The sequence below is a fragment of the bacterium genome (assembly GCA_019695335.1).
Taxonomy (GTDB): Bacteria; CLD3; CLD3; order SB21; family SB21; genus JABWBZ01.
This window is the reverse complement of record JAIBAF010000041.1, coordinates 1-25968: the sequence shown is the minus strand read 5'-3', so window position 1 is coordinate 25968 and position 25968 is coordinate 1. Positions and strand designations below refer to the sequence as shown.

26 protein-coding genes are annotated in these 25968 nt (G+C 40.9%); 11 read left to right on the top strand and 15 right to left on the bottom strand.

Annotation, left to right across the window (positions count from 1 at the left end; all coding sequences use genetic code 11):
* The first annotated feature begins 32 nt into the window (after positions 1-32).
* Both K1X84_11180 and K1X84_11175 read left to right on the top strand, forming a co-directional pair.
* On the top strand, positions 33-1316 hold the full coding sequence (locus K1X84_11180; protein ID MBX7152197.1) for a hemolysin family protein: 1284 nt from the start codon (positions 33-35) through the stop codon (positions 1314-1316).
* 117 nt (positions 1317-1433) lie between these two features.
* On the top strand, positions 1434-2687 hold the full coding sequence (locus K1X84_11175; protein MBX7152196.1) for an oligosaccharide flippase family protein: 1254 nt from the start codon (positions 1434-1436) through the stop codon (positions 2685-2687).
* Here K1X84_11175 and K1X84_11170 read toward each other — a convergent pair.
* On the bottom strand, positions 2642-3589 hold the full coding sequence (locus tag K1X84_11170) for a glycosyltransferase (protein ID MBX7152195.1): 948 nt from the start codon (positions 3587-3589) through the stop codon (positions 2642-2644). The two genes, K1X84_11175 and K1X84_11170, sit on opposite strands and share 46 nt — an antisense overlap.
* Between K1X84_11170 and K1X84_11165 the strand changes: the two genes are divergently transcribed.
* Positions 3581-4711, top strand: coding sequence for a glycosyltransferase family 4 protein (locus K1X84_11165; protein ID MBX7152194.1), 1131 nt, complete (start codon positions 3581-3583; stop codon positions 4709-4711). The two genes, K1X84_11170 and K1X84_11165, sit on opposite strands and share 9 nt — an antisense overlap.
* Here the strand turns inward: K1X84_11165 and K1X84_11160 are convergent.
* Genes K1X84_11160 through aroA form a run of 3 tightly spaced genes read right to left on the bottom strand, consistent with a single transcriptional unit; the run spans position 4704 to position 7983 of the window.
* Positions 4704-5621: a patatin-like phospholipase family protein gene (locus K1X84_11160; protein MBX7152193.1), complete on the bottom strand. Its 918-nt coding sequence runs from the start codon at positions 5619-5621 to the stop codon at positions 4704-4706. The genes K1X84_11165 and K1X84_11160 overlap by 8 nt on opposite strands.
* A complete protein-coding gene (locus K1X84_11155; GenBank protein ID MBX7152192.1) occupies positions 5621-6661 on the bottom strand; it encodes a Gfo/Idh/MocA family oxidoreductase in 1041 nt (346 codons plus the stop codon). The genes K1X84_11160 and K1X84_11155 overlap by 1 nt, the downstream gene beginning before the upstream one ends.
* A gap of 32 nt (positions 6662-6693) precedes the next feature.
* On the bottom strand, positions 6694-7983 hold the full coding sequence (aroA, locus tag K1X84_11150; GenBank protein ID MBX7152191.1) for a 3-phosphoshikimate 1-carboxyvinyltransferase: 1290 nt from the start codon (positions 7981-7983) through the stop codon (positions 6694-6696).
* Between the two features lie 298 nt (positions 7984-8281).
* On the opposite strand from aroA, the gene K1X84_11145 reads away from it, so the two are divergent.
* Entirely contained in the window at positions 8282-8974 is a 693-nt protein-coding gene (locus K1X84_11145) for a hypothetical protein (GenBank protein MBX7152190.1), read from the top strand.
* A 79-nt stretch (positions 8975-9053) separates the two neighbouring features.
* On the opposite strand, the gene K1X84_11140 is transcribed toward K1X84_11145, so the two are convergent.
* The 7 genes from K1X84_11140 to K1X84_11110 all read right to left on the bottom strand — a co-directional run bounded on the left by K1X84_11140 (position 9054) and on the right by K1X84_11110 (position 14396).
* The gene (locus K1X84_11140) at positions 9054-9959 is read right to left on the bottom strand and encodes a hypothetical protein (GenBank protein ID MBX7152189.1); all 906 of its coding nucleotides are present in this window, start codon (positions 9957-9959) and stop codon (positions 9054-9056) included.
* A 5-nt stretch (positions 9960-9964) separates the two neighbouring features.
* Positions 9965-11470 (bottom strand): acetyl-CoA carboxylase biotin carboxylase subunit, encoded by a 1506-nt coding sequence (gene accC, locus K1X84_11135; GenBank protein ID MBX7152188.1) that lies wholly within the window; start codon positions 11468-11470, stop codon positions 9965-9967.
* 69 nt (positions 11471-11539) lie between these two features.
* Positions 11540-12190: a cell division ATP-binding protein FtsE gene (gene ftsE / locus K1X84_11130; GenBank protein ID MBX7152187.1), complete on the bottom strand. Its 651-nt coding sequence runs from the start codon at positions 12188-12190 to the stop codon at positions 11540-11542.
* Between the two features lies 1 nt (position 12191).
* Positions 12192-12920, bottom strand: a complete 729-nt coding sequence (locus K1X84_11125; GenBank protein MBX7152186.1) for an SPOR domain-containing protein — start codon at positions 12918-12920, stop codon at positions 12192-12194.
* A 37-nt stretch (positions 12921-12957) separates the two neighbouring features.
* Positions 12958-13257 (bottom strand): DUF971 domain-containing protein, encoded by a 300-nt coding sequence (locus K1X84_11120; protein ID MBX7152185.1) that lies wholly within the window; start codon positions 13255-13257, stop codon positions 12958-12960.
* Positions 13254-13991 carry an alpha/beta fold hydrolase gene (locus K1X84_11115; GenBank protein MBX7152184.1) on the bottom strand — a complete coding sequence of 246 codons (738 nt, stop codon included), beginning with the start codon at positions 13989-13991 and terminating at the stop codon, positions 13254-13256. The genes K1X84_11120 and K1X84_11115 overlap by 4 nt, the downstream gene beginning before the upstream one ends.
* Positions 13992-14003: 12 nt before the next feature.
* Positions 14004-14396, bottom strand: a complete 393-nt coding sequence (locus K1X84_11110) for an Hpt domain-containing protein (protein ID MBX7152183.1) — start codon at positions 14394-14396, stop codon at positions 14004-14006.
* Positions 14397-14575: 179 nt separating this feature from the next.
* On the opposite strand from K1X84_11110, the gene K1X84_11105 reads away from it, so the two are divergent.
* The 3 genes from K1X84_11105 (at position 14576) to K1X84_11095 (ending at position 17853) form a co-directional block, all read left to right on the top strand.
* Complete coding sequence (locus tag K1X84_11105) at positions 14576-15175, top strand: XTP/dITP diphosphatase (protein ID MBX7152182.1); 600 nt, start codon at positions 14576-14578, stop codon at positions 15173-15175.
* A gap of 784 nt (positions 15176-15959) precedes the next feature.
* The gene (locus K1X84_11100) at positions 15960-16706 is read left to right on the top strand and encodes a helix-turn-helix transcriptional regulator (protein ID MBX7152181.1); all 747 of its coding nucleotides are present in this window, start codon (positions 15960-15962) and stop codon (positions 16704-16706) included.
* A gap of 91 nt (positions 16707-16797) precedes the next feature.
* Entirely contained in the window at positions 16798-17853 is a 1056-nt protein-coding gene (locus K1X84_11095) for a beta-lactamase family protein (protein MBX7152180.1), read from the top strand.
* A gap of 62 nt (positions 17854-17915) precedes the next feature.
* On the opposite strand, the gene K1X84_11090 is transcribed toward K1X84_11095, so the two are convergent.
* Complete coding sequence (locus K1X84_11090) at positions 17916-20288, bottom strand: DUF5686 and carboxypeptidase regulatory-like domain-containing protein (GenBank protein MBX7152179.1); 2373 nt, start codon at positions 20286-20288, stop codon at positions 17916-17918.
* 323 nt (positions 20289-20611) lie between these two features.
* On the opposite strand from K1X84_11090, the gene K1X84_11085 reads away from it, so the two are divergent.
* The 4 genes from K1X84_11085 to K1X84_11070 all read left to right on the top strand — a co-directional run bounded on the left by K1X84_11085 (position 20612) and on the right by K1X84_11070 (position 24209).
* The gene (locus K1X84_11085; GenBank protein MBX7152178.1) at positions 20612-21118 is read left to right on the top strand and encodes a hypothetical protein; all 507 of its coding nucleotides are present in this window, start codon (positions 20612-20614) and stop codon (positions 21116-21118) included.
* On the top strand, positions 21034-22566 hold the full coding sequence (locus K1X84_11080; GenBank protein MBX7152177.1) for a hypothetical protein: 1533 nt from the start codon (positions 21034-21036) through the stop codon (positions 22564-22566). The genes K1X84_11085 and K1X84_11080 overlap by 85 nt, the downstream gene beginning before the upstream one ends.
* A gap of 103 nt (positions 22567-22669) precedes the next feature.
* A complete protein-coding gene (locus K1X84_11075; GenBank protein ID MBX7152176.1) occupies positions 22670-23689 on the top strand; it encodes a hypothetical protein in 1020 nt (339 codons plus the stop codon).
* A 70-nt stretch (positions 23690-23759) separates the two neighbouring features.
* Complete coding sequence (locus K1X84_11070) at positions 23760-24209, top strand: DUF1569 domain-containing protein (GenBank protein ID MBX7152175.1); 450 nt, start codon at positions 23760-23762, stop codon at positions 24207-24209.
* Positions 24210-24241: 32 nt separating this feature from the next.
* Here K1X84_11070 and K1X84_11065 read toward each other — a convergent pair whose 3' ends face one another.
* The 3 genes from K1X84_11065 to K1X84_11055 all read right to left on the bottom strand — a co-directional run.
* A complete protein-coding gene (locus K1X84_11065; protein ID MBX7152174.1) occupies positions 24242-25045 on the bottom strand; it encodes a class I SAM-dependent methyltransferase in 804 nt (267 codons plus the stop codon).
* A gap of 78 nt (positions 25046-25123) precedes the next feature.
* The gene (locus K1X84_11060; protein MBX7152173.1) at positions 25124-25471 is read right to left on the bottom strand and encodes a cupin domain-containing protein; all 348 of its coding nucleotides are present in this window, start codon (positions 25469-25471) and stop codon (positions 25124-25126) included.
* Positions 25472-25482: 11 nt separating this feature from the next.
* Positions 25483-25968, bottom strand: a 486-nt coding sequence (locus K1X84_11055) for a DinB family protein (GenBank protein ID MBX7152172.1), incomplete at its 5' end; no start/stop codon positions are given.

Genomic DNA, 25968 nt, shown 5'->3' with positions numbered 1-25968 from the left:
TTTGTATTTTATAACTAAAATTCAGGAGATGTGTGTTTTTTGAAATTATAGCGGTTTTGTTGCTCGTTTTCGCCAACGGTTTTTTTGTAGCGGCTGAATTTGCCATTGTCAAAGTGCGTTCGACACAGATTGAAACGCTGATCCAGGCTAACGACCGCCGCGCCAAACTTGCCAAGGATCTGATTACACACTTAGACGCTTATTTATCGGCCACGCAATTGGGGATTACGATCGCCAGCATCGGTTTGGGCTGGATCGGTGAACCGGCTGTTTCCCGCATGATACAACCGTTGATCGATTTCATCGGCGTGACCAACCCGAATGTCATCCACGCGATATCGTTTACAGTCGGCTTTTCCATTATTACTTTTTTGCACATTACCTTGGGTGAACTAGCTCCTAAATCGGCGGCGATCCAATATCCTCAATCGATTACGCTTGGCATCGCTTTCCCGCTCAAATTATTTTATGTTGTGTTCAAACCGTTCATTTTTTTACTCAACGGCAGTGCAAATTTAATACTTCGTCTGATCGGTATTCATCCTGCCGGCGAGCAATTAACTCATTCTGAAGAGGAAATACGGCTGCTCATTGCGGATGGAAAAAAGAGCGGCGTCATCGATGCAACTGAATACAAGTTGATTGAAAATATTTTTAATTTCACCGAAACGACTGTTAAAGAAATCATGGTTCCGCGAACGGAAGTTTTTGCATTAGACCTGGCAAACGGATTTCAAGAAAATTTCAAACTGGCTGTTGAAAGCGGTTTCACGCGAATCCCGGTTTTTCGCGATACTATTGACACGCTTGCAGGAATTTTATATGTAAAAGATCTTTTTAAGATCGATCTTAGTGCGCAAGATACCGATCTCGAAAAAATTTTACGGCCTTTGTATTTTGCCCCGGAGACGACCAGCATCAATCGTGTAATGCAGGATTTTATGCAGCAACGCGTCCACATGGGTATTGTGATCGACGAATTCGGCGGTACAAGCGGTATTGTAACTATGGAAAATATCTTAGAGAGAATCGTGGGACAAATTCAGGACGAGTACGACGAAGAAAAGAAAGATTTTGAATCCAATCCTGACGGAAGCTTTACCGTTAATGCAAAGATGCGCATTACTGATTTCAATCATCAATTCCAGGTTACATTGCCAGACGACGCGGATTACGAAACTTTGGCGGGCTTTTTAAATGATCGTTTCGGTCATATCCCTGCCGTTGGCGAAAGCATTGAATTTCAAAAATTATCTTTCAAAGTCTTTAAAAAGACTCCCAAACAGATCCAGCAAGTGAGAGTAATTAAATTGTAAACGTATGCCTGCCTATTCACTTTCCGTTTTAATAATTAAGTGACCCTTGAACTTGTCCCAGACAGTATTTTTTTGGGAAACAGATTTAAAAACGCTAATCCATGTTGGGATGGTTGATTGCAGAAGAAAATTGTTCAAAATACACTGTGGATGATATCGGGTCACATAGTAAGGATCCTTACTACAAGTGTGTTTACAATTTTTTTAGCCAGAACCTTGGGGCGATCAGGATTTGGTCTGTTCATGGGAATCGTGGCCTTAGCATCAGTGGTTGCTCCACTTTCTGGTTTAGGCCTCAATGGCGTCATCATGTCTCATTTATCCAAAGATCCGTCCCAGCACAGGTCAATGCTTGGACATTCAATTTTTCTCATCATCGTTTTAGGAATCCCAATCAGCGGCTTTGTTACAATTTCCGGCCTTCTCTTGTTTAACGAATCCAATAGCAGCTGGTGGATTATTTTTGCAATTGTTTTCAGTGAATGTGTTTTATTTAGGATTCATTTGAATGTTGGCGTCATATTTCAGGCGCTCGAGCAATTAGAAATGACATCAATGTCCAATGCCATTTACGGGTCAAGTAAATTAGCGGCCGTTTTAATCGGCATGTTTTTGGTTGATCCCTTATCAATAGAAGCTTGGGCGAACATTTATTTAGCAACCAATCTTGTCGTGACTTTAATAGACCTATTTTTCTTTATTCATCATTTCGGACTTCCAAAAAAATCAACTCTTGTTCCTTTATCAACTATCAAATTGGGTTTCCCGTTTGCAATCGGGTCAATACTGCAAAGTCTATACACCGATAGCGATAAAATCTTACTTACAAATATTCACTCATCGGTGGTTAACGGAATTTATAACGCAGCCTATAAGATCGTAATAATGTTCATTATGCCTATTCAAAGTTTTGTAGCTTCTCAAGCGCCGCATTTTTTTCGAGTTGGTTTCCCGACAGCCAGAATTCTAGGCAATCGCTCGATGTCCTATTCAATCGGCATCGGAATATTCGCAGCGATTATAGTTTTCATTTCGTGCCCCTATTTGTCATGGATTTTAGGAAAGGAATATACTGAAAGCGCGCAGGTTCTTCGGTATTTGACCGTTTTACCAATATTACAAAGCGTGCACATGGTTTTAGGCGAAGTGTTGGCGGCATCGGGTCTGCAGCGGATGCGAGTCTTTGGTCAATTCATTGCTACGGTAGTTAACGTAATACTCAATCTACTTTTTATTCCAATTTATTCATGGAAAGCCGCTGTCTGGTCGACTCTTATTTGTGAAACATTATTGCTGATTCTGTTTTATTGTTTTACCAACAGAGGCTATCGGCGACTTTCAATTGGCAAGTCTTTTACAACTCCCCACTGACGGAACTCGTTAGCTTGATATTTTTTATGACAAATATTATTAAATGATCGAACCCTGTTCTTAAAAGAGCTGTCTCTTAAATCTTTATTCATGAAATTAGCAACTCTTAAGGCGTCGCTGTGGTCAATTCCATTAAAATATTCTTTATCAAACCACATTAATTTAAAACCAAGACGCCATGCTCGTTCAAGAATATCCATATCTTCATGACCATACGATTCAAAGCTTTCATCAAAACCTCCCAATAGCTCAATGAATTCTTGTTTAAAGAAACCAATCCTTCCCTCGATAAATCTAAAGCCATTCCCAAAAATAGATTTGTGCGGGTTTTCGTTGGCCAATTTATTAAGATGCGTTGCAAATCCTACTCCGATAAAGTTGTCCGCATCGACGTTATAAACTATTTCTCCCGAAGCAAATTTAAAAGCGATATTTTTTGAGTGTGAGGCATTAAAACTAATAGGATAATGCGTATGATAATATTTCAGTCGTCCGTTGTCCATAAACTGCTTCATTTCAGACAAGACCCACTCGTGCAATCCGTCATTACTGTTGTAGTTTAACAATAGAAATTCTAATTTAGGATAATGCTCATTATCACGAATATTTTTAATTAATGTCTGTTTGACATGATCCAGTCTTCCCATGCATACTGTACATAATGAGATAGTAAAATATTTTTCAATTGGTTTTGTAAATACGCCATCCCAAACTTGATAGGATGTATTGAGTGACAGTATTTTTTTCTTTAGAAAATTTATTTTGATTGGAGAGCAAAAATTAATTAAATACCAAAAATTTCGACGGAAAAGTACCGTCCACGATCGGAAATGGTTTAGTATTAAATAATATATGAGTCGAAGATAAACTCGTTCAATCAAACCAACTGGTTTATGCAACATTCTGATTCCTTAAAAAACGCTGACACCGAAATTATGATCATTATGCCGGTATTTAGACATGGTGGCGCCGAAACTCAATTTCGTCTTTTGGCCGTAGGTTTATCAAAATTGATGAAGGTCAGTCTCTGGAGTTTTCAACAGCTTGACCCTGATGATATTGAAATGTTGAAAAAAAATAATATCGAATATAGAATTACATGTCTTAATTTTTGGCTTATTCGTAATGAAGTCACGAAATTATTGCGTTACTTTTTTTATTGCATAAAATTGTCGTATGAGTTCATCTTTTTTCACTATACACAGCCATGCAACAAACGGTTATTTATTTTTCAAGGATTTACAATGTCTTTGTTTATTCCATTATTTAAGATGCTCGGAGCCAAAGTGCTTTTTTCGTCCAGAACTGCCACTCCAGTTTTATTAGAAAAGAAATATTTGGCATGGTTTTATAACAGTGCTCATGCGATTTCTACGAATGCATTGCTGACTAATCAATACTTAACAACCATAGGAGTTAAAAAAAGTAAAATTTGGTATATCCCAAACGGTATTGAAATTGAAAGGGAGCCATCATGGCAATTGCCTCGACCACTAAAAAAATTATATGTCATTGCCCGTATCCATCCTTTTAAGAATCAAATGTATGTACTGGAATCGCTTAAAAATACGACCCAATACGAGATCGTTTTAGTTGGAAGACAACAGCATGTGCGATATTATCATGAATTGAAACAATTTGTGAAACTCAATCAAATGAGCGGCAGAGTTTCGTTTATAGATTTCACAAAAAACATTCATAATCTTTATGAAGATGCTGACGTTGTTGTATTACCCTCCTTGGAAGAAGGTTGTGCCAATGTCATTTTAGAATCATTCAAATATGGCAAAATCTGTATTGCATCCGATATCCCAACCAACAGGGATCTGTTGGAAAACAGAGGATTTCTAATTGATCTCAATAAATCAGGCGATCTTACTGAAACGTTAACTCGAATTGAGTTAACCTCGGAAAAAGAGTTGTTGCAAATGCTCCGCTCTAACTTTCAATATGCGAAAGAGAAATTTAGAATAGAAAATAATTTAAAAAATTATTTCCAACTCATTAACAGTTTATTTACTTAGCCTCTGTCTTTTCAAACTCATATTTCACAAACCTGCCGCTGTTTTTCCGAATCCCCATCTTAATAATTTCGACAGCGGTTTCAGTGTACTTTTCCCCCGCAGCTATTAACTCCGAAAGTTTTTCAAAATCCGCCCAATGAATGTGACCAACGTCAGGCTTGATGACTACATTTGCTTTTTCACAGGCCATGATATCATTGCGCAATGATGTAATGAGATTGGTACGAAAGAGGATGTCGATAACATTGGAAGGCATAATCTCATGTTCGAGCGAGCGGCCAACGTTTACGGCGATCACAAAATCGGCTCCGAGGCTGAAAGCTGGTTCAACTGGGATCGAAGCTGAAACAGCACCGTCAACCAGCACCATGTCGCGATACTGCATCGGTGGAAGAAAACCCGGAATAGACGCGCTGGCTTTTACGGCTTCACGCATACTACCGCTCCTGAAAACAACGATTTCGCCCGTTTCTAAATTCGTTGCAACCGGAGCAAATTTGATTCTTGTATTTTCAATCAGCCTATCACCCAGCAGATGTTCAATGATCATACCCAAACGATTCTGTTTCATCAGCGAAACACGTTTTTTGTCCCATTGGATCGATAGACCATCATCGCTGCGGCGTGCAATTTGTCCGAAAAAATTTTCCGGTTGAATTTCCTGCTTGAATAACTGCAGTCCGGTTTTTTTGAAATCCTCTCCGGAAAAAAAAACCTGTATTTTATTTTCGACTTTTCGGATGTCGGGCTGTTGTGCATACATGCCGCCGACAACGGCCCCGATATTACTGCCGGTAATGACGTGAATCGGAATTTTTTCACGCTCAAGAACTTTCAGCACACCAATATGCGCCAAACCACGGGCTCCGCCGCTTCCTAGTGCGAGTCCGATTTTAAGTTTTTTGAACATTACTTCAAGACAATCTCTTTTTTCTCTTTCGCCGATTGATAGATAGCCTCGGCAACCCGCATCACTTCGGCAGCCTCTTCGCCACTGGACATCACCGGGCGATTGTGCTTAATACATTCGACAAAATGCTTTATTTCGTATTCATACGATTTCCTGTAATTGTTTTCCGGCTTTTCCATTTTGGTAGGAGTTACGTTGACGAGATTGCCGTGCATTTCTTTATGTATTCGGAGCGGATTCAACAAGGCTCCGCCTAAAGTTCCGAAAAGATTAGTATACATAAAATCATTTTCCATCAGCAGTGTCCAACTGACTTCCAGATTCAGCATGGCGTCATTGTCAAAGCGAATCATTAACGCGGCTGAATCTTCGATACCTTCTTTTTGATAATGATTGTACATCGTACTGAAAACGCTTTTTACTTTGGGATTATCCATCAACCAGATCGACAGATCCAGCATGGGAATGCCCAGATCCATAAACACACCTCCGCCGGCCATCTGTTTTTTCTTAGCCCATTCCGATTCGTTCCAACTTCCCCGGCGGCGCAACCAGCCCGCTTTAGTATAAAAGATTTTCCCAAGCTCTTTGCCTTTAACAAAATTTTTCAGCACCATGGCATCGGGACGAAACCGATGATTCATACCGACCATTAAGTTTTTTTTACGTTTTTTTGCTTCATCGGCCATCCGGCGTGCTTCATCGTAGGAACGACTGATCGGCTTTTCAACCATCACATGTTTGCCGGCACTGAGCGCTTCAATGGTAAGCGGTTCGTGAAGATTATTCGGTGTACAGATATGTACGCCGTCAATATCATCTAACGCGAGTAACTTTTCATGATCGGTAAAATAGCGTCCGATTTTATATTTGTCCGCTAATGTCTCTACTTTGGTTTTGTCTGTGTCCGCGATTGCAACAATCTCAACGTCTTCCATCTTTGATAACACGGGAAAATGGATAATCTGTGCTATGGCTCCGCAACCGATAATACCGATTTTGACTTTCTCGTCTGACGCTTTAACTTTTTCTTTAGGCATGAGTTCCTCCGGAGGTTAACATATATGAAATTTCATTGTAGCGACATTGCAACGGACGATTGAAAATAATTAAAAAAATTGGGAAAAGAAATGTTTACGCATTCAGAATTATTGATCATGGTCGTTCCGTCGGCGATTGAGCCGGCCACTGCAAAGCTCATAGCAATACGATGATCGCCGTAACTGTCTATGCTAGCTCCGTGTAGCATTGACGGAAAAACTTTGAAGCCGTCATCAAATTCATCAACCCGCAACTTCATAGCGCGTAGATTAGTCACTATAGCGTGGATGCGATCAGTCTCTTTATATCGCAATTCTTTGGCGTCTTTTATTTCAATTCCGGCGCGCGTTCCAAAAATAGCCAATATGGGTATTTCGTCAATTATCCGAGGAATAATATTGCCGGATAATTGTAAAGGTTTGAAATGTCGGGTCTGCGAAATTATCCGAATGTCGCCAACGGGCTCAGAATGCATTTCTGATTTATTTTCAATTGAAATCAGCGCGCCGGCCGATTCTAAAACATCAAGAAACGCCGTTCGCGTCGGATTTAATGTAACGTTACGCAAACAAATATCGGAATTGGATGTCAATAAGCCGGCAACGATAAAAAACGCCGCCGAAGACAAATCAGCCGGAATTGAAATGTTTTTTGGCGCGATGGGTACTCCGCCGCGAATTGAAATATCGGCAAATGTTTCGTGATGTTCGATCGTGACATTGTGTAACATCCGTTCCGTGTGATCGCGCGTTGGTATAGCCTCGCGTATAATTGTTTTTCCTTCAGCCAAAAGTCCGGCCAGCAATAAACACGATTTAACTTGTGCGCTGGCAACCGGCATTGAAAATTCGATGGACTTTAATTTTTTTCCGCGGATTGTCAACGGCAAAGTTCCGGATGAAGTGCCGCGAATGTCAGCGCCCATCAGACAGAGCGGATCGATAATCCGCTGCATCGGCCTTCCGGATAATGATTCATCGCCGGTCAAAATTGAATCAAAATTCTGTCCGGCAAGAACCCCTGCCAACAATCGAGCCGTCGTTCCCGAATTACCACAATCCAAAGGTTCCGACGGCGCCTGAAAACCTTTCAAACCTTTTCCAGAAATTTTTAATTCGTTCTGCGACGTTTCGATTTTTATTCCAAGCTGCTTTAGACAATTCAGCGTACTCAAACAATCACGGCCGTTGGAATAATTGGTTATTGTCGATTCACCTTCGGCTAATGCTGCGATCAGTGCCGCACGATGTGAAATCGATTTGTCGCCGGGTAATTGGGTATCGAGTTGAAATCCATTGCTTGGAGAAATAATAGCATCCATATCGATTTTTTATCAGACAAACAAAATTGCATTGATCATCAGCCGGGAGTCCGCGCCATCTTCACCAATGCGTACACCCCAAAAACCTTATCCATCCTGACTTCATGAGAATTGCAGTCGCCCATATTTAACTATGATAGAATTTTTTTTGGTTTAAAAAATAATTAACAAATGCTATAAAAGCAATTCCAAACTTAGCATGTAATCATATTTTTCCTTGTATTTATGAAGGTCGAATGTTATTTTCGCGCACCCTAAACCCTAATTTAGGATATAAACTATCAAGGAGAGAAATAGTATGTTAAAAAAAACATTGGCAGCGGTACTGATCCTGATGTGGACGGTCGGCTGCTCCAAAGAAGTTGGCAGTATCGAGGAATTCAACGGCCTCGTCAAAAAAATCCAGAATAAAAACGAAGAAATCGGCTCCATTCAAAAAGAAATCAACGATGCGGTTAGCCAATTTAATGCCAATCGTAAAGCCGATGAACAGATCGTTCTGCCGGATACTGTAATGGGCCTGAGCAAAGAACAAACATCGCTGATCAAGAACATGATCGACAAAGAGCAAGACATGACTTACCGAGGTCTGCTCAATCAGATCATTGAGAAAAACGATCATATTGCCAAGATCAGCAATGAATTGGAAGACGTGAAAGCGAAATTGCCGAAGCCATACATCGTGACCGGCGGCGATTCACATTACAAAGTCTGTTTGGACTGGCTTGTAAAAGAAAAAGGTTTGACGAAAGAAAGAGCTAACCAACTACTTGAAGAAACCGCGTTGATCGACGAATTAGTTCCCGGTTTCAATGTGTGGCTGTATTACAATGACGGAGCGTTTGGAACGTTTGTCACGCAAGGAACGGCAAGAATTTCGCCCAATCGTTTTAAATATGCGATCCGTAAAATGCAATTGGATAAAGCCAAAGAAGAAGGCCGTGAAGAAGCGAAACAGGAAATGAAAAAAGATTCGACTGTCGCTCAGTAGTTGCTCAACACTTAGACACTAACAAATATAAACCCCGCACGATATGATCGAGCGGGGTTTTTGATTTTTAAAAAAATATCTACACAAAAAAAAACTTCTTGTTCTCCAATTGCTTTGTGGACATACTTGTACTATCAATACTCATTAAGCAATCAAACAAAACCTTTGCCATATGTTTAAATGAATCAGCAAAATCGTTTCTTCTTACGTTTATGTCATAGTAGGACATTAAACAGTTTTCGATAAATGGCGAAATTAATCTTGAACGATTATCGTAAGAATGATCATTAACGACTTTTTTAAGAGGTAGGATAAACGACTCATGATTAAATTTAAACGATTTTTGATTTTGAAAATCAATAATTTGTTCTTTATTAACTTTTATTTTGTCGTACAGTCTATCAAATTCTAACAAAAACTTATCAGATTCGAGACTAGTCCCTGTAGATTTATGATCCAACAAAAAATTATCATGAAATATCATAATTTGATTGAATGCATCTGTATATTTCTTGGATGATTCGTTTAACGCTTCAAGAAGATCGTGATGAACATGCTCAATCGAATTGATAACATTGTTAGCAGTAGAAATATCGCGCAAAAACGCTGCATAAAGATTGGTTTTCTTATCAGATTTTTTTCTGTTTACAAAGATTTTAAAGAGATCTTCTGAATTTAATTTCAAAATCTCCTCAAGCGGATAAAAATTTATTATTGTACGTTTAGGCTCGTCATCTGTATCATTTACTAGATACCCTACGATTCTATGCAATTCATCAATTTGTCGCTGAATTATTGGAAGTAGCAATGCTATCAATGTAAAATAGTATTTTTCAACATCATTTAATCGTTTGCTTTGAACATATTTTTCATAAAGCCAATTAGCGGCATATCCGGCTACTAAAATAGCTATTGCAGTTATCGTAGAAAAAAACGCATCGTCTGATACTTGTAAACCAAATAAATTTACATAATGCTGGTCCATTTAACTCAGCCCTTCCTTCCCGCCAATTTCCACTTACTTACTTTACCGCTTTGTTGTTGTGACGCAGTGAAGGCGCTTTTCTGTGATTGTTTATTGGTATAATCGTGAAGTGCGGCGGCGATGGCGGCAATTTTTTCTTCTTTGTATTTCAATTTTGACGGCGAAAATTCCTGCGCCACAAAACTTGTATCAAAATCGGCCTTGATAAATTTTTCATTTTCCATCACAAAAAGACAAAATGGGATTGTCGTTTCAACACCGACAACAGCATATTCTCTCAACGCCCTTCGCATCCGGTCGATGGCTTGTGCACGGTCATTGCCCCATGCAACTAATTTGGAGATCATCGGATCGTAATAAATTTGCACGGAATCGCCTTCGAAAATACCGCTGTCTTCGCGAATCCCGGGTCCAAGCGACGGCTCGAGATGTTCGATTTTACCAATCGATGGAGCAAAATTATTTTCGACATCCTCCGCGTAAATTCTGCATTCGATGGCATGCCCGTTGATTCGGATGTCGTCTTGTTTGAAAGGCAGCGGCTCACCGGACGCAACCAAAATCTGCTGTTTGACGATGTCGATGCCGGTCACCATTTCCGTCACCGGATGTTCCACTTGCAATCGAGTATTCATCTCGAGAAAATAATAATTCAAATCCGCGTCAACGAGAAATTCCAGCGTGCCGGCATTCGCGTAGCTGCAAGCTTTTGCCAATTTCACCGCCGACTCGCCCATTTTTTTACGCAGTTCTGCCGATACGATAGCCGACGGCGCTTCTTCGACAACTTTTTGGTGCCGGCGCTGGATCGAGCATTCACGTTCACCGAGATAAACGACGTTGCCGTATTCGTCCGCCATAATCTGAATTTCAATGTGACGAGGTTTTGTCACATATTTTTCGATGTACACCGTATCGTCGCCGAAGGCCGAACGCGCTTCACCTTGAGCACGATCAATCGCGTCGCTGAGTTCAGACGCCTTTTCAACCACGCGCATGCCTTTACCGCCGCCGCCGGCTGCCGCTTTGATCAGAATCGGAAATCCGATTTTCTCGGCAATCGTTTTCGCTTCATTTTTGTCACGAATGCCTTCTTCGGTTCCGGGAACCGTCGGCACGCCGGCGCTTTTGGCTAATTTACGCGCCTCGGTTTTACTGCCCATTTTTGCCATGGCTTCCGGCGAAGGACCGATGAAAATAATTCCGTTATCTTTGGCCAATTGCGCAAAATCTTCATTCTCACTCAGAAAACCGTAACCGGGATGAATGGCATCCGTTTTCGATTGTTTTGCAGCGGCAAGAATATTTTCCATGACGAGATAACTTTTGGAAGAAGGCGCTTCACCGACACAATAAGCTTCATCGGCCAGCCGAACATGCGCCGCCGTTCGATCCGCTTCGGAATATACCGCAACTGTAGAAATGCCCATTTCGCGGCATGCCCTGATGATTCTAAGTGCAATTTCGCCGCGATTAGCGATCAGGATTTTTTTGATCAATCGTTTTTGCATGATTTACTTGTTTAATAAAAAAATGGTTTGTGTGTTGAGTTATTCCGGCTTACTTCGAAGAAATCGCCGTTAGCTTGCTAATCTTCCTCTTTCAATTCGAATAATCCGTTTCGGAATTTTTTTAACGATTTCGTAATCGTGCGTTGCCATGATGATAGCCGTTCCTTCACTGTTGATTTTTTGCAGCAGCATCATGATTTCCATTGATGTTTCAGGATCGAGATTGCCGGTAGGCTCATCGGCCAGAATCACCATCGGTTCGTTCACCAAAGCTCGCGCGATGACGACGCGTTGTTGTTCGCCGCCCGAAAGTTCGAACGGCATCCGGTTTTTTTTATTGGACAACCCGACTTCGGCCAGCGCACGCAAGACTTTTTTTGGTATTTCACTTTTCGGTGTATCCGTAACAATGAGCGCAAATGCAATGTTGTCGTACACATTTCGGTCGCGGAGTAATCGAAAATCCTGAAAAACAATTCCGAGCTGACGCCGGAGATACGGAATTTCACGTTTTTTAACATCGCGCGACGAAAATTCTCCGATAGTGATATTGCCCCCGGTTGGCAAAATATCCATATACAAAAGTTTGAGAATCGTACTTTTGCCGGCGCCACTTGGACCGAGTAGATAGACGAATTCTCCCGGCTGGATATTCAGTGACACGTCATCCAGACTCTTTTTTTCATTGTATGCGACAGTAACATTTTGAAATTCGATCATCTTATTCACCACCCTGAACGATAAAAGCGCCTTGATAACCAAGTTCGGCGATTTTCTTTTTTAAAGTTTCGCAGCCAGTGCGATCGGCCATTCCACCAACCCAGACTTTCCATGCTGCGTCGGTTTTTTTAATAATTACTTTGTCGGTTTGTTTCGATTCGAGTTCACTTTTTATTTTTTGAGCTGCCGCATCGTTTTGAAATGAACCGACTTGAACCCAAAATAAATTTGTCGTCGTCATTTTGACTTCTTGTGAGGCTTTCATTTCACTAACCCATGAATCCGGGTATCCGCTTTCAATGAGTTTTTGTTTGGCCGAATCCGCTTCGTGTTTGGTATTAAATCCACCGACCCAGATTTTCCAGAGGTTTTCATTTTTATCGTTGATCATGTAAACTTCCGTTCCCGGATGATCCGTTCCAAATTTTGAAAAATTCTTCGATGCATTCACCGGTGATCCCGCAAAAATCTGAATGCGGTATTTCGCAGAATTGGCAGGTAATACTTCTTGAAATTCAGTCATTTCTTTATTCGGTGAAGCACTATCGGAAGGTAAGTATTCCTCATTAGGCAGTTTCTCATTAGCAAGAAAGTCTAATTTTTTATCTTTGTTTTTTTCCGACTCTTCCAGAGCTTGCTGATATTCTTTATCCGATTTTACAGTTTGCTTTGTCGTACAACCAACGGCCAATAGAACTAACGCTGCAAAAAAAACTAAACGTTTAATCATACCCTCTCCTGGTTAAAAATCAAATCGGTTATAGGTTTCAATTTTTGCAAATTTTGCAGGGACATTGTGCTCGTAGGAACTCGAACGAAAAAATTCCAAGATCATGTCCGTCCGACCACGTAAAACGAATCGCGTACCGCCCGACTTCTTCGGCTGAAGCTAATCCGATCTGATCGAATGATCCCGGCTGATGAACTGATTCGGTGCACCGAGCGCACGGACATATAGTACGTAAATAGGTAAATGTATATTCGCTACGATGATCGTCCGCCCAAACAATGTTCATATTTTTTGCTTCACGGCGAATCGTAATATCAATTGGAGTTTTTTCTTTCATAGATTTCTGATGAACCCAATTATCTCATTTTGGACAGTAGTTTTGTCGTAATCCAGCGTCGCAATGTGATAACTATTGTTTAATGTAATTTTTTTTTTGACAGACGAAGCGACCAAGTTATATAACGTCTCCATGTTTTGGTAGCCGAACGTATGATCGTCAAGCGCGTGAATGAACAGAGCAGGTGAAGCAATTGAAGCCATGCGCGATTTCAGACGATCCAAAAATTTTTGCAATTGCATAATGCTACGCACCGGCATTACGGAATAATGCACTTCCTGTTGTTTAGCTTCCGGATTTTTCAAATCGGGACCATTGCGTTTGGGAATAAACCGGATAAAATGCTTTGCCAGCGGAAGCATCCACAATTTTTTATCGGTTAATTTCAAACCTGACGAAATAGCAATGACACCGCTGACAGGATAAAAACTTGCCAAATACATTGCCAGGCAACCGCCCATGGATTGTCCGCAAATGAAAATTGTTTTGAAATTCTTCGTTAGATCGAGATAAGCCGATTCGACAGCCGAATACCATTCTTGCCATGATGTCTTTTCAAGATCGTCCGGAGTTGTCCCGTGTCCGGGGAGCAGAATGCCTTTTGCCGTATAACCGGCAGCCTGCAGTTTTTCTCCTAACTCGCGCATCGAATACGCAGACGAGGTAAACCCGTGAATGAGGAGTACAACCTTTTCACCTGGCGCTGACAGTTCAAAAGGTTCAGCGCCTTTCATGACATCATTCACTTATTTAAAATATTCAAGTTTTTTGAGAATGCCGGAAACATCGAAACCTTCCGTCGTCCCCTCCGAAGCAAGCTTATCGATTAGCTGCCGGACGCCATCAATAGCTGCTTTGATATTGGTAATCATGTCGGTCGTGATCAGTGGTTTTCCGTCTTTCACGGCTTTGAAACCGTCCTCAAGTGCATGGCCGATGGACTCGATCGGCGTGAGACCCATCATTCTCGCTGCGCCTTTCATACTGTGCGACGTCCGGTGTAACAATTCGATTGCGCCGGTATCTTTAGGATTTGATTCCAGCACGGCGACCTTTTCCGTCAAAATTTTTAAATGTTCCTCGCTTTCGCCTTTGAAAACGGCCATTACCTCGATCATTTCCTCTTTGGAAAGTTCCATAACACCTCAAAGACATGTGGTCGATAACTCACTCAATCTAAACTTTTCAACCTAAAACATCAATGTGAAAAAATCGAACCGTATGACCGCCCCAAACGATTCCCTGCTTGCAAATTTCATGATTTTGAATAGATTGTTATTAATAACCCTATTAGTCAAAACGGGAACAATACATGATTCTGGACAAAATCATTTTGGCAACCGCTAATCCAAACAAGATCAGAGAAATCAAAGAAATCCTTAGCGGCCACGACGTTGTTCTGCACTCACTTGCCGATTTACCGCATTTTCATCCTATTGAAGAAAACGGTACTACGTTTGAAGAAAATGCATTAAAAAAGGCGCGTGAAATTTATCAAAAAACAAAAACTCCGACGCTTGCCGACGATTCAGGATTGGAGATCGACGCCCTCGGAGGCCGCCCCGGCGTATTGTCTGCCCGTTATTCCGGTAAAGAACATGATGATGAAGCTAATCTTAAAAAAGTACTCGATGAATTAAAATCCGTACCGTTCGATAAAAGAGCGGCCCGATTTCATTGTGTAATTGCATTTGTTGGAATCGATGTGACAGGACAATATTTCGAAGAGACTTTTCACGGAACCTGTGAAGGATGGATCATTGAAGAAAGACGTGGTACGAATGGTTTTGGCTATGATCCGATTTTTTTGATTCTTGAACACGATAAAACTATGGCTGAACTCGATCCGGCCGTTAAAAATCAAATCAGTCACAGGGCTGTCGCGTTAGAAAAATTTAAAGAATTTTTTCTTGCATGATTGTTTTTAGACGTTTTGGAATGTATATTGTACAATAAGTTATGTTTAACAGTAATTACATCAATATCCTGTGTTCTAGAGCGGTCCTATTAACCTATATTTTTATTGGTTATCTGGCCATACTCGACACTGAAAAAATCACCTGTCAGGTTGATTCCATTCCTGCGTATTCCGTCAATGATCAGGCCTATCCTTCGGCAAAGAATTTTCCAGTTGCTATGGCGGAACACATGGGATCGATCAAGTACATGACAGATTATAGTACAATTGAGAGTCTTCAAATCGATTTTAAAATAGTTCTTTCTGTCTACTGGACTCTTTGCAACGATTTTCCTCTCTTACCTTATACATCCATCTTTTTCCATCACTGGCCTTCCCGAGGTCCTCCAACTTTTTCCTAAAATTCCTTTAATTTTTTCAATCTTAAAAAAGCCGGCCTGATCAAAAAGGACGGTAAATGTGTCCGTTTTCATCGGAATGCATAGACATGTCGATGAAAACGCGATAGGCTATTCAAACTGTATGGAGGACAATTATGGAATTTTCAAATTTTTCACATAACCGTTCAGGTATGATCACGTTTTTCTCAATTATCGGGGTTATGGTTCTGCTTTACCTTTTTTTCATCACCAGAATTTTGTAAATCAGTTGACTGTTACAACTTTTTTATAAAACTTACGTTCAAGGGTTACCGGTACCGGTAACCCTTTTTTATTTATCGAATTTACTTATGCAGCACTTGAAGAAAGGTTCCTATTTCGGAATCCATAAAGAGACTGTTGATATGAATGGTCTTGTTATCACTGATACGGAGTACACTCACGATCAGGTGCCATGGCACTATCATGAAAATGCTTATCTGACTTTTATTCTCAAAGGCTGTATTACTGAAACCAATAAAAAAGAAACGGTGACCTGTCCACCCGGAACGTTGTTATTTCATAATTGGCAAGAGCCACACTGCAATACCAAGTTGCCCGGTTATGCACAAGGATTTCATCTGGAATTCGAAAAGAAATGGCTGGATCGATTCATGATTGCTACTAAATACTTTGAAGGAAGTTTTCAGATTAAAAACCCGCACATTACTCCGCTGATTTCGAAAATGTATGCGGAAACTAAAATCGACGACGAAAGCAGCCCCCTTGCGATCGAAAGTCTCGCCGTTCATGTACTGGCTGAGTTGGCATGGCCGGGTGATCGAGAGCGAATGACGCCCCGATGGGCTTTCAGAATCAATCAGTTATTGCACGACCGGGGCAATGAAAAAATAACGCTCAAAGAATTGTCTGAAGAAACCGGAATGCATCCCGTACACATATCCCGCGATTTTCCTAAATATTTCCGAACATCACTGGGAGCTTACCTGCGAAAAATAAAAGTCCAACGTTCGCTCGCCCTTATGTCAAACGCTAATTTGAGTTTGGCTGATATCGCATACCAATGTGGATTCGCCGATCAAAGTCATTTCGTCCGATGTTTTAAATCGGTTATGAATTTCACCCCCGCTCAATACCGGTCATTGCTATAAAATTCACGAATGCTAATTTCGTTCTATACGATGATTGCATAAAATCTTATTTTCCGTAAAGATTTTTTTTACTCTAAAAGGAATAAAACTTATGCGAATCTTGGGGTTTGTACTTTTGATTGTAGTTTCGTCGGTGGTCAGCCAGGAAATCAATGGCTGGAAAATAAGTGGCGAATCGTATGACAAGACATTGATCGGTGAACTGAAGAAAAAAATTGCCGATGACACGTATAAGCAAATCAACGGTATCGTGGTGATCCGTAACGAAAAATTGCTGATTGAAGAATATTTTAACGGCGAAGGACGCGATTCGCTTCATAATCCCAGGTCGGTCAGCAAAACGATGGCTGGAAGTGTCCTCGGTATTGCTATTCATGAAGGTTATCTTAATAATGTCGATCAGACACTTGCCGAATTCTACGATCTGAAACAATACGATCATTTTGACGCTAAAAAATCTCAGGTCAAACTTAAACATTTGATCACGATGAGTTCGGGATTTGACGGGTTTGATTTTGATGAAAAATCTATCGGTAATGAAGAAAATATGTACCCGCAGGATAATTGGATACAATGGGCTCTCAACCTTCCAATGGCATCGGATCGGAATCCGGGAGATAAATGGTATTACTTCACTGGCGGTGTAGTTCTGCTGGGTGATATTCTTAACAGCAAAGTTCCAGGCGGTCTGGAAAAATATGCCGATGAAAAATTATTTAAGCCCTTAGGTATTACGAATTATCGTTGGCAATATACGCCACAAAACGTTCCTAATACAGCCGGCGGATTTCAATTATCCGCGCTCGACTTCGCCAAATACGGGCAATTGTATAAAAACGGCGGTAAATGGAAAGGCAAACAAATTATTCCTGCCGATTGGGTTAAAAAATCATTTACTAAATATCTTCCAACAACCGTTCAGGGTAATGAATACGGATATTTGTGGTGGATTAAAACTTACAAAGTGAATGGAAAATCATACGAAGTTTATTATTGTACCGGCACCGGTGGTAATAAAATTTTTGTGTTTGCGAATGAACCTTTGGTAATAGTGGTCACTGCAAGCGCATACCGCTATCGTAACGCGCATCCGCAAGTAGATGAAATGATGGAGAAATATATCATACCGGCTGTAACAACTAAATAAAGAGTTGCTGTATAAAGTGCAACGCTCTTTGAAAGTGCGTTGCAATAATTAAATATAATCACTCAAAACAATCGTGCCATGCTTACGCCGAAATAAAACCCTTTGTGGTTCAACCTTTTCGCTGCATCGAGACGAAGCAAACCAAACAGACCGTTGATCGAGCCTCCGATTTCCTGGTGAAGTTTATCAGAGTAAACGGGCGCGTATCCCGACGATGCTAGATGCGATTCTTTAATCCACGTACGTCCGTGAGCTCCGAAAACGGCGATGCCGATATTACGCTTAGCCAATGCGCGCAGACCGATTATTTCAAAAAGCAATGTTCTGAAATTATGTTCCCAGAAAACGGCTGCGAATTTTTCACCTTCATAGGCTCGTGACCGCAATGTTTTGAATGTGCCAAACGGCGTAAAAATGCCTAACGATCCGTCCAGAATAGCTCGTTTTTGAATGGGCAGATTTCCGGCATACGTTCCGCCTACGGCACGGATGTCCAAAACATTGGGCAAAAATCGCCTTTGCATAAATGTAGGAATGCGCCAATTGATTTCACCTCGAAAAGTCGTGTAATCAAAATCGCTGAGCGAAGCCGGGCTATGCTCAATGACAATCTTAGCATTCCGGTCACCGACCACGCCGAGCGGAACATAGTCATCACCATATTGCACAATGAATTGAACGGCGCGTAAAGTACCTTCATCGATAACCGGATTGATACGTTGCCGGTATGATCGGCCAATAATGTCCCAATCGGATCTTTTTTTCACGGAAGCCTGGCGATCATTGATCAAGGTGGTTTCAATCGTCATATCCACGCTACGAAAATAATACCCGGCGCTCAAACGAATTTCACGCGCTTTGTAATAATCGAAATAATCGCGATAACCGGTAAACGGAAGCATTTGTCCCATCCATACGGCGTAGTTATCCGAATCAAAACGCGGCGTTACGCCGGCATAGAACGACACTTTGACAAAATGAACAAAGCGCCGCCCCCAACGGTATTCAGCGCCGGTACCGTAAAATGGATCTTTGAGCGCAGTCGCATAGCCGCCTCGAATAAAAGCTTTCCATGTCCGGTTAAATTCGTGTTCATATTTTAATCCCAATCGCCCTCCTTCGACACGGTTAAAACCTAACTGAGGCGAAAGATCGTTGGTCAGTTTTTTAAAAGCGCTCTTCGGTTTAACATTTTCAGCAGCGACGCTGTCATTATAGTCGTCTTCCATTTTGACATACTTAGACAACATACCGGTCGGCTTGAACGCTTTAGCAAAAGAGTCGCCGCGTTTAATACCTGCATAAGCCGAATCCTCACGCTCGGAAAGCGGAATAAAAACACGGGCAGAATCAAATTGATTAGGTTTTTGCAAGGCAACTGAATCAACGACCATCCGGCGTTTTTGCTTGTAAAGCGAATCCGGCATTGATTGATTGATCAAATAATCATTAAATGCGCTTACCTGACCATACTTGATCAATGGAAATTCCAATCCCGGTAACCCGATCTTGGTTAAACCATTCATTCGGATATCAACGGGCAACCAATATTCACGACCAAAATTACTGAATTGCTGTTTATACGCAACGTCCCATTGGCGGATGGGCATCGGGAAGATCGCAAATTCGGACGGTTTCAAATCAACCGCAATCAGCACTGAATCGGCATCGAGCACAGAAACCGTTCCAACAAAGGTTGGCTGTAATTTACTTTTCGTATTAACCCGAATGTCATAGACAATGCGACCGTCTAAGTTGCGCTGACCTATTAGTTTGAAATCGTAATATGAAAGAGCGTCAGGATGTGTTGGCCCGACAAACCGGGAATTCTGGATGGTCACGTCGTCATCATAAAAATTAACCACTGCGTCTTCGAGGGAAAATGCCAAGTCTTTGGGATTAACGTTTTTTGTAGCACGTTTTGATTTGATCACGGCACGAATACCTTTGATACGATCCCAATACATATCGCCGAGCGATTCGGAGAGCATAACAATGCCCGAATCATTTTCAAGACTAAGACGGGAATAAACGTCCGCTTTGAAATTCTTTAATTTGCCAAACCATCGCTGTTTCTTGGCTATAACATTGCGCATCAGAAAAACGGCTGGATCTTCGCCGGTAATCACAACATTTTGCATTTCAATCGGAGACGGTTTGAGTTCAATATCCACCTGTGATGAAAAATCGGAGTTGATCGTAATTCGTTTCGATTCATAACCGATATAACGAATCAAAATGACGGCCGGCAGGTGTTCAATTTTAAGAATGTAACGACCTTCCCGGTTAGTAATCGCACCCTGATAGGTACCTTCAATTTGAAGATTAGCTGCCGGTAATGCGTCACCGTTCGCTGCATCGCGTACGTAGCCAGTAATCGTCGTTTGAGCCAAAGCAGAAGAAACAAAAAGTAAGATAAAGATAAATTTTAGCATTGGAATAGGCACCTTGTAGTATTGGTTACGTATTTAAGACAAAAATGTCGTGAAAATGTTGCAATTTTAAAATCAAAATTTCTCTTGCAAATGCTCTCATTGATTTGAATATTAATATGTTTAATACCGCTCTTACTATAAGAATACATTCCTACCTGTGATCATGAGCAAAATATACAACGAATTGACCGCCTAACAACCTTATTACAATTAATTAATAAGAGCAATTAAAGAGACAGTACACACTACATTCGTTGTAAAAGGTAGAGGGAAATCATCCACTTATTCTTCCCAACAGGATGATATAATTTCGAAAGACAAGTATGAAGCGTCTGATTTGTTTTGGAATGATCATTATTTTTATTTCTCAAGATTTATGGTCTCAACAATTTCTTTTTGAGCACCTAACTATAGATGAAGGTTTATCACAAAATACCATACTGTGCATGTTCAAAGACAGTGAGGGTTTTATATGGATTGGCACTCAGCATGGCCTCAATCGTTACGATGGATACCAGTTTCGTGTGTTTTTATCGGATCCGTCGGATTCTACATCCATTTCTAACGACTACATTAGCGCTATTTATGAAGATCAGTACGGTTTGATATGGGTTTGTACAGACTATGGCCTGTGCAGTTTCGATCGAAATACGGAAAAATTTACCCGCTATCTGCACGATCCATCCGACGAACACAGTATTAGTGACAATGTGTGCTTACGATTAAAGAGTGTCGCGATGGAAAATTGTACATTGGCACTGAAAACGGCGGACTTGACATCTGGGACAGAGAAACTAACCGTTTTGCACACTACCCTCCCAACAGCATAGATACAACTTTCTCCGGTGGTAGACGAATACGTGCTCTTTGTGAGGATTCTAAAGGGCAGCTTTGGGTGGGAACTTGGAACGGGTTGAGCAAATTTGATCGACAAACGCATACTTTTAAGAATTACTTTCCCGATCCCAGTAATCCTAACAGTTTGGCGGGCAACAGAGTTCGAGTAATAACTGAAGACCGTAACAGCAATCTTTGGATTGCCACATGGAACGGACTTAGCCAGTTTGATCCGGAAAACAACCGTTTCCATAACTACCGTAACGATCCTGCTGATTCCAATAGTCTAAGCAATAATAACATTAGATCTATGATATTGGATGATAATCGTCTCTGGATTGGAACGTATAGTGATGGCTTAAACGTATTCGATTTATCGACCAAACGTTTCACACGTGTCAGAAATAATCCTTACGATTTAAAGAGTTTAAGTACTGATCGTGTCTTCAGCTTGCTCAGTGCGGATGATATCGTGTGGGTCGGTTGTAGCGACGGCGGTGTTAATAAATTAGTATTGGACAGAAAGTTTACATCCTTCAAAAAAGATATTACAAAATCTCAATGGCTGAACAGCAATAGTATTACTTCTTTCTGTGAAGACAAGTCCGGTATTATTTGGATCGGCACTTTAGGTGGGAGCGTCAATATTTTTGATTCTAAAAACGAAAATTTCCAGAAAGCGCCTCAATTTCTTCGCCGATTCTCAAATATTTTTACCATATACAAAGATACAGAGGGCTCCTTTTGGCTTGGAAATCTTGATGTGGAACAATATACCTTTAATCCATCAGATAGTTTTTCCATCAGCCTCAACCAAATTCAGGAAGTATATGAGGATCGTTCAGGTATGATTTGGGTTGGAACATACGGAGGCGGGCTGAATATTTTCGACCGAAAAGAAAAAAAATTTGAAAGATTTACGTTGGCGGACAGTTCCAGCCTCAGAGCCGATTTTATTCATTTTGTCTATGAAGATCGAAAAGGCTCGATATGGATTGGAACCGAAGGTGGAGGATTAAATTTATTTGATCGTACATCTAAAACTTTTAAAAAATACATCCATTCTGATAACACTTCTTCTATCAGCAATAATTTTGTCAGGGCGATCTTCGAAGATTCCTCCGGATACCTATGGTTAGCAACCAATTGGGGCTTAAATAAATTCGATCCGATACAGAATTCGTTTAGGGTTTATCTAACCGGAAGAGATTTATCCAGTAATCACTTTGAGGGAATGGCTTGGGATGGGCATCATTCATTGTGGCTGAGTTCAAAAGATGGCGTGTTGTGTTTCGATATGTTCACAGGATCGTATCATCAATATAGTACGGGAGACGGTTTATCCAGTAAAGAATTCAATAACGATGCATTTCTTAGAGCTTCAGATGGAAAAATTTATTTCGGATCCATCGAAGGCTTTACAGTTTTTTCATCCAGATAGCATTCGAAATAAAACCAAAATGTCCCCGGTTGTTCTAACGTCACTTAAAGTCCTCAATAAGGAAAGGTCTATTCAACGGCTTCGACCCGGATTTCCGGCACAAGTGGATTTGTCTCACGAAGAATATGTCATTTCATTTGAGTTTTCATCTCTTGATTATTCAACTCCGTCCGTAAATCAATATGCTTACAAGCTGGAAGGATTCGATGAAGAGTGGATTTTCAGTGACTCCCGACACCGGATTGCCACTTATACTAATTTGGAACCTGGTGATTATACCCTTTACGTAAAGGGATCTAACAGCGACGGTATTTGGAATGAAGCGGGAACTTCCATGATGATCCGGGTACATCCAGCATTTTGGCAGACACTATGGTTTAAAGGATTGATGTTTACGATTATAATAGGAACCGTTTGGCTTATGTACCGTTCACGTATCCAACGATTTCTTGAGATCGAAAGATTAAGAGCAAAGATTGCAAGCGATCTACATGACGACGTCGGCTCGACATTGACTAATATTTCAGTTTATTCAGGTTTACTGCGAACAGGCATTCCTATGGCAGATAAAGTGAATGTGTTGAGTCAAATTGAGGGCTTGACACGTGAAGTTGTTCAGGCAATGAGCGATGTTGTATGGTCGATTGATGCCAGAAATGACCATTTTGAAAGTTTAGTCAATAGGATGAGCGAATTTGCCCACCGTATGCTTGGGCCGCTTGATATTGAATTCAAAATGAATATTCAAGGTGACCGGCAGATGCCTAGCGCTCCTCAAATACGGCAAGTTATTTATTTGATCTTTAAAGAGGCCATTACAAACATCGTTAAACATTCCGGGGCAACCAAAGTCGAAACGCAATTACAATGGAAAAAAGATTCATTTATCATGCAAATAAAAGACAACGGCGTTGGCATAAAGATATCAAAAGAATCAACGGGACATGGGACAAGAAATATGAAAGCGCGGGCAGAAAGTATAGGAGCCATTTTATCAATTGATCATCTGAATGGTACGGTAATCGAACTGCAACTCCCCTCTTTGCAATACGGCAAAAAAAAATTAATAGACACGGATCAGTTTTTTCGATATTTCAATCAATATCTTGCAAAAAAACAGTAAGTGATTTCCCTTGAATTACCCGTACATAAATTTAATATTTGAAAAAATTTTACCTTATTAACTAATGACTATGAAAAACTTATTTCAGCGTGAAGCGATGAATGAAATTTTGAGCCGCATTGACCGCCTGAGCCCTCAGAGTCAACGCCAGTGGGGTAAAATGGACGTTGCTCAGATGCTCGCCCACTGCGTTGTGTCAATGGAAGTTGCGACCGATCAGAAATATCTACCATGGATGTTTATAGGCAAAGTTCTTGGCCGATTTTTCAAATCAAATTTTGTCGATGAAAAACCTTTTAAAAAAAACAACCCTACTCATTCTACTTTTATTATGACAGGTCAACACGATTTTGCAGCCGAAAAAGAACGCTTGAAAAATCTTGTGCGGCAATTTACCGAAGGCGGCGAAGTCAAATGCACCAAACATCCGCATGCGTTTTTCGGACCGCTGACTGAAATGGAATGGGCAACCGGAATGTATAAACATCTTGATCATCACTTACGCCAATTCGGTGCGTAAACTACACGGTATCTGACTATTTAAAAGATGAATTATATCGGGTAGGCTTTTACTTTTACCGAGAATTTCTTGTTTGGAGCCGATGGAAATTGAGTTTGAGTACAAGCAAAACTTTTGTTTTCGATATACACGGCACTCATTGTATTGGAAACATGGTATAAATGTTTGTGCTTCTCCTGAGGGATCCCATCTAAAATTCCTTTTAATACGGAATGCCGGACTGTTTCAGTCGTAAACCCGTAATCATGCCAGACGATAACCGATGTGATATCCCGCCGTAATCCAAACGTCTTTTTCGTGTCATTCAACACGCCTTCGTATGTATGATCTCCGTCGATAAAAATCAGGTCAAATTTCTTTCCAAGTGAAAGAAAATCGAAAGTGAACGAATCGTGCAGTATTTCGGTTACATTTTTGACGCCCTTTGAAAAAACACCATGCAAATCAATGAATGCCGCAGGTATGTTTTTAAGACGCATTTCGTCAGGCGATAATGTGATCGACGTGCAATGATCCGCACATTCGGCCACATTGACAATACTTTCGCCACGCCATGAACCGATTTCAAGGTATTCACATCTTTCATAATTTTTTGCAATTTTTTTTAACAGCATGATATCCGTCACTAGCGAGGTTCCTTCAAGGAAACTATACGTCGACAGTCCTTCTTCAAAATCCGGAAAGAGTTCAAACAGATCGATGGTTGGCAATTGCTTAATACCATAGCGATCGAGTAGTTCTTTCTCAAATTGACGCTCATGGATTACATTAACGCCTTCATTAACAACTGAAAAAAGATGTTTTAAAAGCAGTTCCAATTTCCGGATTTTTTTCATTTTGCTATCAAGTCTGATGGATAATTGATTTTTTCGAACGAAGTATATAAAAAGGTTTTGATGAAAGAAAAGAAATCTTTACGACGATACTTCATGCCGGTCCCCATGGCTTTTCGGAGTCGAAACAACCAGAAAACGAACATCCCGATCGGAGTCATTTCTAAATTGATGCGGTGTACCGGGTTCAATCACAATGCCTTCCCCTGCACTCAGTTGGACAATGTCGTCATTGATTTTCAGAGTCCCGGTTCCGTTTAAAATATAAAAAAACTGCGTTGCCTGATCGTGATAATGGTTCTTTTCAGATGCGCCGGCCGGAACGATTTCTTCGATTACCGATAATTTGTCCGACTTGACCAAATGATAACCATCGCAATGATCGCCCCATTGATAATGTTCGGCTGTTTTAGTGGAAATAGCTTTCATAAACGTCGTTCCTACTTCACACCCTTATTCGCGTCCCACGAACCTTGTTGTTTACGAATATAAATAATCTGGCCGATGTGATAAGCGTTGTGAGCGCCGATATGGGCAATAGTGCTGTACCATTTTTGTAATTTCGCGTCATCGGATGTTTCTACAATCTTTTCCCATGCTTTTAAAACACTATCGGCTTTAGCAATGGTTGCCGGCCATGTTTCTTTGGTCACGGCTGTGAATGTTTCATCGTTCATTCCTGTAAAATCCGGCACTGAAGCATTATTAAATCTTTTCAGCGACCGTTCATTCCAGAAAATCAAATGCGTCGCCAATTGAGCGACGGAATGATTGCCTTTGCCATCCGTCCAATTGGCCTGATCCGGCGTCAATCCTTCCAAAGCGATATTTAGCGGCACAAACCAATCTTTTTGGTCATGCGTGGTTTTGAGTTGTTCAAGCAGAATGGATTTTAGAGTCGGAATTTCGTCTTTTTGTGATTGAGC

What these genes read in the sequence shown, in the direction of transcription:
- K1X84_11165 (MBX7152194.1), top strand. Translation starts at nt 3,581, where the DNA reads ATGCAACATTCTGATTCCTTAAAAAACGCTGACACCGAAATTATGATC.
- K1X84_11170 (MBX7152195.1), bottom strand. Translation starts at nt 3,589, where the DNA reads ATGTTGCATAAACCAGTTGGTTTGATTGAACGAGTTTATCTTCGACTC.
- K1X84_11160 (MBX7152193.1), bottom strand. Translation starts at nt 5,621, where the DNA reads ATGTTCAAAAAACTTAAAATCGGACTCGCACTAGGAAGCGGCGGAGCC.
- K1X84_11155 (MBX7152192.1), bottom strand. Translation starts at nt 6,661, where the DNA reads ATGCCTAAAGAAAAAGTTAAAGCGTCAGACGAGAAAGTCAAAATCGGT.
- aroA (MBX7152191.1), bottom strand. Translation starts at nt 7,983, where the DNA reads ATGGATGCTATTATTTCTCCAAGCAATGGATTTCAACTCGATACCCAA.
- K1X84_11145 (MBX7152190.1), top strand. Translation starts at nt 8,282, where the DNA reads ATGTTAAAAAAAACATTGGCAGCGGTACTGATCCTGATGTGGACGGTC.
- K1X84_11140 (MBX7152189.1), bottom strand. Translation starts at nt 9,959, where the DNA reads ATGGACCAGCATTATGTAAATTTATTTGGTTTACAAGTATCAGACGAT.
- accC (MBX7152188.1), bottom strand. Translation starts at nt 11,470, where the DNA reads ATGCAAAAACGATTGATCAAAAAAATCCTGATCGCTAATCGCGGCGAA.
- ftsE (MBX7152187.1), bottom strand. Translation starts at nt 12,190, where the DNA reads ATGATCGAATTTCAAAATGTTACTGTCGCATACAATGAAAAAAAGAGT.
- K1X84_11125 (MBX7152186.1), bottom strand. Translation starts at nt 12,920, where the DNA reads ATGATTAAACGTTTAGTTTTTTTTGCAGCGTTAGTTCTATTGGCCGTT.
- K1X84_11120 (MBX7152185.1), bottom strand. Translation starts at nt 13,257, where the DNA reads ATGAAAGAAAAAACTCCAATTGATATTACGATTCGCCGTGAAGCAAAA.
- K1X84_11115 (MBX7152184.1), bottom strand. Translation starts at nt 13,991, where the DNA reads ATGAAAGGCGCTGAACCTTTTGAACTGTCAGCGCCAGGTGAAAAGGTT.
- K1X84_11110 (MBX7152183.1), bottom strand. Translation starts at nt 14,396, where the DNA reads ATGGAACTTTCCAAAGAGGAAATGATCGAGGTAATGGCCGTTTTCAAA.
- K1X84_11100 (MBX7152181.1), top strand. Translation starts at nt 15,960, where the DNA reads ATGAATGGTCTTGTTATCACTGATACGGAGTACACTCACGATCAGGTG.
- K1X84_11095 (MBX7152180.1), top strand. Translation starts at nt 16,798, where the DNA reads ATGCGAATCTTGGGGTTTGTACTTTTGATTGTAGTTTCGTCGGTGGTC.
- K1X84_11090 (MBX7152179.1), bottom strand. Translation starts at nt 20,288, where the DNA reads ATGCTAAAATTTATCTTTATCTTACTTTTTGTTTCTTCTGCTTTGGCT.
- K1X84_11085 (MBX7152178.1), top strand. Translation starts at nt 20,612, where the DNA reads ATGAAGCGTCTGATTTGTTTTGGAATGATCATTATTTTTATTTCTCAA.
- K1X84_11070 (MBX7152175.1), top strand. Translation starts at nt 23,760, where the DNA reads ATGAAAAACTTATTTCAGCGTGAAGCGATGAATGAAATTTTGAGCCGC.
- K1X84_11065 (MBX7152174.1), bottom strand. Translation starts at nt 25,045, where the DNA reads ATGAAAAAAATCCGGAAATTGGAACTGCTTTTAAAACATCTTTTTTCA.
- K1X84_11060 (MBX7152173.1), bottom strand. Translation starts at nt 25,471, where the DNA reads ATGAAAGCTATTTCCACTAAAACAGCCGAACATTATCAATGGGGCGAT.